We start from the raw sequence: 9,530 nt of genomic DNA on the forward strand, positions 1-9,530 counted from the left end.
TTAAACTGGGGAGCTTATGCTGAATTATATGTAAGACCTGTTCAAGACTTAGAATGGTACTTCGAGATGGATGTTAATGGTAATGTTAATAAAAAAGCTAATGCTGATTTACCACCTGTATTATTTGAAACTACTACAGGTATTACTTGGTATTTACCTTCTTTAGGCGGTAATCAATAATTATTATTAATTTACGACTATACTAGGGCTTGGCTATTTTTAGTCAAGTCCTTTTTTATTGAAAATATCCAATTTATTATTAAAAATATATAAATTTAATAAACTTTACTTTTATAGTTATTTTTTGTATAATAATATTTATGAAAGAATGGAGGATGTAACTAACGAACAAATTTTTTATATATTTTTATTATTAAAATATTTTTCTAATTTTTCATTATCTGTATTTATGCTTATAAGCTTCTTGCTGCTTTTTTCACCCTTTAGAATTTCAATATCTCTTTTTTTAATATCAAGCTCATCAGATAAAAAATCAATTATAGCTTTATTAGCCTTACCGTCTATAGCCTTAGCCATAATACGAATAGAATAAGCTCCATTCTCTAATTTAAAGCTGTTGGATTTAGCCCCTGCTGTTACTTTAACTTCTATGTTCATAGATTTATAAAAATTATATTCTGCTAATTTTGTATATATTTACAATAATTATTTTTAATTATAATATTTAAAAAATCATCATTTTTTATGATAATATATATATAATTATTTACAAGAGGTTTAAATTTCTTAATTATCATTTATAATATGAAATCAATAGTTTTGATAGTTTTGAAAGAAAATAAAGAATATTATGAAAAATATTAATAAATACTTACAGGAAGTAGATGAACATATAAAAAATAAAAATTATAATGATGCATTTACCTTATGCAATAATATTTTATCTATAAACTCTAATAATATAGAAGCAATATTTAAAGCAGGATACTGCAGCTATAAATTGAAAAAATATGATATATCTATGATGCATTTTGTGAGAGCTTCATTATTAGAGAAATTCAATATAAATAAAGCAATATATAAATACTATATAGGAAGATGCTATGATTGTTTCGGTGCTTATAAAGAAGCATTAGAATATTTTAAAAATGCATACAATTTGGACAATAGTAATAAATATTATACTCTATGGATTGGAATAACATACGCTAAAACAGCAGTTAATGATATAGATTATAATAATTCATTAATGTATTTGTCTATGTCATTAGGTTCTGAAGATTATTTAGTATACGGATATATAGGATTCTGCCATTTTCAATTAGGCAATTATAATAAAGCCATTACATATTTAGATAAATCTGTAAAATTAAAAGATGATGATTATCTAAGCAGATATTATTTAGGAAATGCATATTTTATAATTCAGTTATATGATAAGGCATTAGAGCATTTAAGCGAGGCTGTAAAACTAAAAGATGATGATTTTAATAATTGGTTTTCTTTAGGATTATTAAATAAAGTTATAGACGAAAATACTTTATCAGATGAATGCTTTGAAAAGGCTAGAAATATTGCTTTGAATAATGATAATATTGAAGAATCACTTAATTGTTTTATTAAACTTGCTGATTATCAAAATGATGAATATTTGAATTATTTATATCTTGGTATTTGCTATGCTAAATTAGAAAGCTATAAAGATGCTATGCATTATTTGCTTAAATCTATAGATATAAATAATAAATATGATAATAATTATTTAGCATATCATTGGATAGGATATATAAATTATATGGACAGCGAATATGAAGATGCTGTAAAATATTTAGAAAAGTCAGTAAGCTTAAATAGTTATAATGAAGAAAATTATATGACTTTCTTATGGATTGGAGACTGCTATTTTAAATTGGGTAATTATAAAAAGGCATCAATTAATTTAAAAAAGTCATTAGAGCTTAAAGATGATGAGCCTGATGCATATAAAGTTATGTCTGAATTATATTTAAAAATGGGTATGAAAGATAAATACCGTCATTATAGAAATAAGTATAAATCTTTAATTAAAAATGATGATACTGATATGAATGATTTTTATAATAAATGGAATGATTATTTTCAAGATAATTACTATACAATTGAAAATTCTATATTTGAAAATGAAGTTCTAAAACAAAAAGCATTTGAAAATAAAATAGATATAAAAAAAATATATAATAATGCATTAGGCTTTTGCAATGAATGTAATGAAGATATAGTACTAGATGAAAGTTATTATAATGCTAAAAAAGTAGATATAAGTTATTTTATTAATTTTTTATTTCAGGATATTAATTTGAATGATTTATATAATTTATATTCATATAGTACAGAGAAAAAAAGCTATATAGATTTTAATAAATTTCATTTGGATAACTTTTTATCATACAGAAAAATAATTAATAATTCTATAAAAACTAATTTTCATAATGATGATAATAATTCTATAAAAATAATAAAAAATATTATATCAGATTTTCATATCAAAAATGGTATCATAAACGAAAGCGAAAAAAAAGATATTTTACAGATAATAGACAATATAGAAGAATTATTTGATTATACCTCATCTTGCATATTAAATATTATGTATGACAATTATCAAAAATATGATATAGATCTTTATTTTATATTGACAGAATTAATAGAAAGTAATTTATAAAGTTAATAAAAAATAATTTATAAAATTATAAGCACTATAATATTTTAATTTAATTAATAATTAAAAAAATAATCATTAATAGCTGATAAAATCCGAATATTATTAAGATTTTGTAATCTAAATTTTATGGTGCCTAATTATGAATATATATATAAATGGAAAGAAATTATCCGTAATGTTTGAAAACGAAACAAATGCTTATGAAATTTTAAAGCCTATAGAAGAATGGTGCAATTCTAATGATTTCTTAATAAATAAAGTTATTATAGATGAAAGGGAATTACAGCCTTATATAGATGAAGAATATGAAACTATACCGATAGAAGGCATACAAAAAATAGAGGTAGAGGCATTAAGTCAGGCAGAATATTCTTTATATTCTATTATGTCTATTGCTGAGTATATTGAAAAAATATTAAATACAGATTCCTTAAATGAAAAGGATATAGATAATTTAAAAGACGGTATGTATTGGGTATTAGATTCCATACCTAGAACTATATTTCTTTTTAATATGAGTTTAGAGTCCTATGGAATTATACATATATTAAAAATGCTTGAGGTAAAATTAGAAAGATTAAATACTATATCTGATAATATTGATAAAGTTAATGAGTTTTTTAATAATGATTTAAAGCCTTTTATAAATGAAAAAATGCTTCCTACTATGCAGCTTGTTTTGGAAGAAGCTAAAATAAATACTATATTTTTATTTGCAGCTAATGTTACAGAAAGCAATGCTTTATATAAAGTGGGAAGTCTTCCTAAATTTCTTCCTTTAATATTAGATATATTAGATTCCATAGTAAATAAACTTCAGTCAGGCAATGATAAAGAGGCTTTTATATATTCTGAAAAATTTTCGCGTATAGTAAGCTATGCATTCAGCATACTTTCAAATGCGGCATTTATTTATTCTATTGATTATTCTCAAATTTCTCTAAATACTGTAACTTTAACCGATGCCATTAATGATTTTAATGAGATGATGAATAATGTTTTAGATGCTTTTGCTAATGAAGATTATATATCAATAGCAGATTTGCTTGAATATGAAATAAAAGAAAGAATAGAAAATATTATGAATTATATACCGCTTGTAGAGGAACATATTGAAAAACTCAATGTTTGATTTTGAAGAGAATGTAAGTAATTTCAAGCCTATGGCTGAAAGAATGCGTCCTCTTAATATAGAAGAAGTTTTCGGACAGCATCATATATTAGATAAAGATAAAACTTTAAGGAAAATGATAGATAATGATAAAATTACATCTATGGTTTTCTTTGGTCCTCCCGGCGTAGGAAAATCAACAGTAGCGTCAATAATAGCAAAAAAAACTAAAAGCGAATATATAAAACTCAATGCTGTACTTTCAAATGTTTCTGAAATAAGAGAAGCTATTAAAAAAGCGGAGAGAAATTTAGAAAATAGAAAAAAAACTATACTTTTTATAGATGAGATACATAGATTTAATAAAAGCCAGCAGGACGCTTTGCTTCCTGCTGTAGAAAACGGTTCTGTTATACTTATAGGAAGCACTACTTTGAATCCTTATTTCTATCTTAATAATGCACTTCTTTCCCGTATAATGCTTTTTGAGTTTAGAAATCTTGATGATAATGATATAAAAGAAGCTGTATTAAAAGCAATTACAGATAAAAGAGGACTTGGAGAATATGATGTTGCAGTTGAAGACGGAGCGGTTAACTTAATAGTGCATTATTCTCACGGCGATGTTAGAAAGGCTTTTATATATCTTGAGGCATCATATATGGCAACTCAAATAGATGAAACTAAAGATAAACTTACAATCACCGAAGAAATAGTGAGAGATGTTACAAGCAAGCAGTCAATAGCTTTTGATGAAGAAGAACATTATAATACTATAAGTGCATTCATAAAAAGCGTAAGGGGAAGCGATCCGAATGCTGCCATTTACTATTTGGCTAGAATGCTTGAATCTGGGGAAGACCCTAGATATATAGCAAGGAGATTATGCATACTTGCTTCTGAAGATATAGGACTTGCTGAGCCTAATGCTATGAATATTGCAGCCTCTCTTGTAAGCATTATTGATTTTATAGGTATGCCTGAAGGAAGAATACCTTTAGCCGAAGCTGCTATATATTTGTCATTATGCCCTAAATCAAATTCTGCTTATAATGCTATTAATAAAGCTATAAAAGATATAAGAAACGGAGAACTTTATTCAATACCGAATTATTTAAAAGACAATAATTCAGCTTCATTCGATAAAAAAAGCAGTGAAAAATATAAATATCCCCATGACTATCCTTATCATATAGTAAAGCAGGACTATTTAGAGAATGGAATCAAAAAAGAATATTATGAGCCTGTAGATATAGGAGAAGAAAGAGAATTCAAAAAAGTTTATGAGTGGATTAAAAAACATATATAAAAATTTAAATAATGTCCTTTATTATAAGAAGTTTATGCAAATTAAGTATAAATTAAATACAGAATATTATTTTTGAGTGTATTATTATTAAACAATATAATAATATATTTATTCTTTATACTAATAAAATAATTGATTATCATTGTATTTTGTTTATATATTAATTATTATTATATGTATATTTCTTATACAATTAAATATTATTGGTATAATTATTGCATGATATTCTTAATATCATTTTATTTGACATATAGATATATTTTTATATTATATAATACTATATGCTATGAAAACAAATAGGAGTTTTTAATGAGCGAAAAATTAAAAGAAGATGAATTAAATAAAGATATAGATAATAAAAAAAATAGCGATAATAAAAATATAGAAAATGAAAAAAATGAAGATAAAAGCAAGGAAGAGAGTAAAGTTTCAATAGTGGAAGATAAATTACCTTCAAGATTAATAATTATACCTGTGATGGGAAAACCCTTATTTCCCGGACTTTATGCACCGTTTCCAATACCTCCTCATCATGCTGATGCTGTAAATAAGGCAATAGCTGAAAATGACGGATTTTTAGGACTTAATTTATATATTGCTGATACATTTTCTGGAAATAAATCGCTTTCTATTGATGAAATTTATAAAGTAGGTGTTGTAGTTAAAGTATTTAAAAAATTAAATTTACCTGACGGAGGGCTTAATCTTCTTATAAATTCTATACGAAGATATAAAATAATGAAATTTATAACTTCTGAGCCTGTTATAAGGGCAGAGCCTCTTTATATACCTGATGCAGAACCTTTTCATAATGAAAAAGAGGCTAATGAGATAAAAGCCTATATCAGAGCTTTGCTTTCGGAAGTAAAGTCATTAAGCGAGAATAACCCTCTTTTTACAGAAGAGATGCGTCTTACTATGGTTAATGTTGATGATCCCGGAAAATTGGCAGATTTTGTTACTTCTATGCTTAATGTAGAGAGGGCAAGCCAGCAGGAAATACTTGAAACTTTTGATATTCAGGAAAGATTAGAGAAAGTACATTTACTTTTACAAAAAGAAAAAGAGATATCTGCAATACAGCAGAAAATTCAAGGAAGCATTAATTCAAAGGTTCAGAAGCAGCAAAGAGAATATTTCTTAAAAGAGCAGCTAAAAGAGATAAAAAAAGAATTGGGATATGATACAGACCCTAAGCAAAGAGATATAGAAAAGTATAAAAAAATTCTTGAAAAGCTTAATGTAGAAGAAGAAGTTAAAGAAAGAATGGAAAATGAAATAGAAAAGATTTCTTTTATAGATAATCATTCTCCCGAATATACTGTTTCAAAAAATTATTTGGATACTTTATTTGCTTTGCCTTGGAATAATGAAAAGAAAGAGAGAGAAGATATACCTAAAAGCAGAAAAATATTAGACAGAGATCATTATGGGCTTGAAGATGTTAAAGAAAGGATATATGAGTTTTTAGCTGTAAGAAAGTTAAACCCTAATAAAAAATCTTCAATACTCTGTTTTGTAGGTCCTCCGGGAGTTGGTAAAACTTCTATAGGAAAAAGTATAGCCGAAGCATTAGACAGACCATTTTTCAGATTTTCTTTAGGAGGTATGAGAGATGAGGCAGAAATCAAAGGACATAGAAGAACATATATAGGTGCTATGCCCGGAAAGATTATAGAGGCTTTAAAGATAGTAAAAGTAAAGAATCCTGTACTTATGCTTGATGAAATTGATAAATTGGGAAGCAGCTTTCAGGGAGATCCTTCAAGTGCATTGCTTGAAGTTTTAGACCCAGAGCAGAATTCATCTTTCAGAGATCATTATTTGGATTTGCCTTTTGATTTATCTAATGTTCTTTTTATAACAACAGCTAATACTTTAGATACTATTCCGAAGCCTTTGCTTGACAGAATGGAAGTAATAAGGCTTTCAGGATATATTTTAGAAGAGAAATTAAAAATAGCTTCTAAATATATTATACCTAGACAAATTAAATCTCACGGACTTGATATAAAAAACATAAAATTTACAAATAAAGCATTAAGTAAAATAATAGACGGATATGCAAGAGAAGCGGGAGTTAGAAATTTTGAGAGAAGAATAGAGAGAATATGCAGGAAAATCGCATCTGATATTGTAGAGCATAATAAGGAAACTTACAGCTATATTATAGATGAAAAAGATTTAGAAGCATATTTGAAGAAACCTATATTTATAGAAGATTTTACAGAGAGGGATTTAAAGCCCGGAAACTCTATAGGTTTAGCTTGGACTTCTATGGGAGGGGCAACTCTTACTATAGAATCAATTAAAGTATCAGAGAAAAAAGATTCAGGAAGCATTCAGGTAACAGGACAGCTTGGCGATGTTATGAGCGAAAGCGTGGATATAGCATACAGTTATGTAAAAAGTGCTGCAAAAAATTACGGTGTTCGGGAAGACTATTTTAATGATGCTCTAATTCATCTTCATATTCCAGAAGGTGCTACTCCAAAAGACGGACCTTCAGCAGGCATTACTATGGCTACTGCTTTGCTTTCTCTTGCTATGAATAAAGTTATAAGAAATGATACCGCTATGACAGGAGAGCTTTCTCTAAACGGAAAAGTTCTTCCTATAGGCGGATTAAAAGAAAAAACTATAGCAGCTAAAAGGCTAGGATTTATTAAGCATATTATAATACCTTATGAAAATACTAGAGATTTAGATGAGATTCCAGAAAATGTTAAAAAAGGACTTACATTTCACCCAGTAAAAGATGTAAAAGAGGTATTTGATTTTATGTTTAATCTAAAAAAATCAAATAAATCAGAAAAGTCTTCTAAAAAATAGCATTTTGCTTTATATAAAATTTTAGAATTATAATTTTAAAATAAAAATATAATGGGCTGAGTATTTAAATAAAGTTTATTTAAATACTCTCTTATTATATATATATAATGTCTAATATAATATTTTAAGAAATTACAGTACTTATCCATTTTGAAAGCTCATCAGGAGTAATAGCAGCAACTTTAGCTCCTATCTTTGCAAATTGTTTGGCTGCTTTTTTATCATAGCTTTCATTAGCATTATAATCCAAAGCAGGAAGCACAAAAAGTTTAGACCTTGATTCTATTATGTCCATAGCACTTTTATACATATATCTATAATCATTACTGTCCATTAAATCGCTTATAAGAAGCACTATTGTTTTATCAGGTGCAGTTGTAATTTTTTTAGCATATTCCAAAGCCATTACTATATCAGTTCCTCCTCCTAACTGCACTTTAAATAATACATCTATAGGATCTTTTACACTATGGCTTAAATCAACTATAGAAGTATCAAATATTACAAGTTTAATCGATAAATAAGGCAGATTTGAAAATATAGATGCCATTATAGATGAATATATAACAGAATTAAGCATTGAACCGCTTTCATCTATTAATATTATAATATGCCAAGGATTATATTTTTTGATGTTTTGATTGAAATATAATTTATCTACAAAAATAGTTTTATCTTCTATATTATAGTTTTTTAAATTATTTCTTATAGTTTTTTTTATATCAAGGTTTTTAAAAATTTTATTTTGAGTATATGAGTTAGGAAGTTTTTTGCCGTAAAATACTTTTTTTATATCGCTTTCCATTTTCTTTTTTATATCATCAACAACTTTTCTAACTATATCATAAGCAAGTTTCTTTACATTTCCGCTCATCATATCTTTGAATGTAAGAATATTTTTTAAAAGCTCCATATTAGGCTCCATCTCTTTTAAAATATTCTCATCGGTAAGCATTTCTGTAAGATTATATTTCTCTAATGCCTGAGCCTGCATTATTTCAACAGTTTTTTTTGGGAATAATTTTTTTATCTTTGATACCCAAATAGGAACAGTCAAAGAACTTTTTTCTTTTCCTCCTCTATATTCATTTTCACTGTCAAAATCTGCATATCCTGATTCTTTGCTGTATTCTCTGTCATATAAAAAATCTAATGCAGTATCTATTTCATAGTATTCATTATCAAGCTCTATATTATCCTCAGCAAAACTTCCTAAAATAAGACGCCATCTATTTATGTTTTTATAATCTATATTATTTTTATTATCCATTAGCTAATAATATAAATAAATAAATAAAAAATCAATAAGGGTTTTAATTAAATTTAATTATATGCATATTTTGAAAATAAAGACATACTTAGTTTTACAAAAATTATAAAATAAATTCTTTAATCTAGTCTGTTTATTTTTATATTTTTAATAAAAAAATCATATTTTCATATTGTTTTTTTTTTTTTTACAATACTTGTAGTTAATAAAAATTTTTTCAAGGCTGAGCAAAGAAATTTGTTCAGCTGTTATTAATCGATACTTCTACTCGTTTAAGAGTAATAGTATAAAAAAAATTAGGAGATAACTTATGATTAAAGTTAGCAAAAAAGTGAAAATGATGTTT

At 26.0% G+C, this 9,530-nt stretch carries 6 protein-coding genes and 1 pseudogene; 5 read left to right on the forward strand and 2 right to left on the reverse strand.

The window, feature by feature from the left end:
- Positions 1-180, forward strand: a pseudogene (locus QZ288_RS00745) (cell surface protein); the annotation flags it as partial.
- A gap of 177 nt (positions 181-357) precedes the next feature.
- Here the strand turns inward: QZ288_RS00745 and QZ288_RS00750 are convergent.
- Positions 358-618 (reverse strand): DUF167 domain-containing protein, encoded by a 261-nt coding sequence (locus QZ288_RS00750; RefSeq protein ID WP_295153911.1) that lies wholly within the window; start codon positions 616-618, stop codon positions 358-360.
- Positions 619-811: 193 nt separating this feature from the next.
- Here QZ288_RS00750 and QZ288_RS00755 point away from each other — a divergent pair, with 193 nt between their 5' ends.
- From QZ288_RS00755 to lon, 4 genes are all read left to right on the forward strand, one after another.
- The gene (locus QZ288_RS00755) at positions 812-2,662 is read left to right on the forward strand and encodes a CDC27 family protein (protein ID WP_295153913.1); all 1,851 of its coding nucleotides are present in this window, start codon (positions 812-814) and stop codon (positions 2,660-2,662) included.
- Between the two features lie 139 nt (positions 2,663-2,801).
- On the forward strand, positions 2,802-3,794 hold the full coding sequence (locus tag QZ288_RS00760) for a hypothetical protein (RefSeq protein ID WP_295153915.1): 993 nt from the start codon (positions 2,802-2,804) through the stop codon (positions 3,792-3,794).
- A complete protein-coding gene (locus tag QZ288_RS00765) occupies positions 3,787-5,082 on the forward strand; it encodes a replication-associated recombination protein A (RefSeq protein ID WP_363322989.1) in 1,296 nt (431 codons plus the stop codon). The genes QZ288_RS00760 and QZ288_RS00765 overlap by 8 nt, the downstream gene beginning before the upstream one ends.
- A gap of 309 nt (positions 5,083-5,391) precedes the next feature.
- The gene (lon, locus tag QZ288_RS00770; RefSeq protein ID WP_295153919.1) at positions 5,392-7,914 is read left to right on the forward strand and encodes an endopeptidase La; all 2,523 of its coding nucleotides are present in this window, start codon (positions 5,392-5,394) and stop codon (positions 7,912-7,914) included.
- A 124-nt stretch (positions 7,915-8,038) separates the two neighbouring features.
- Here lon and QZ288_RS00775 read toward each other — a convergent pair whose 3' ends face one another.
- Positions 8,039-9,184 carry a VWA domain-containing protein gene (locus tag QZ288_RS00775; protein ID WP_295153921.1) on the reverse strand — a complete coding sequence of 382 codons (1,146 nt, stop codon included), beginning with the start codon at positions 9,182-9,184 and terminating at the stop codon, positions 8,039-8,041.
- Between the last annotated feature and the right edge of the window lie 346 nt (positions 9,185-9,530).

This window comes from uncultured Brachyspira sp., assembly GCF_910578695.1.
Lineage (GTDB): Bacteria > Spirochaetota > Brachyspiria > Brachyspirales > Brachyspiraceae > Brachyspira.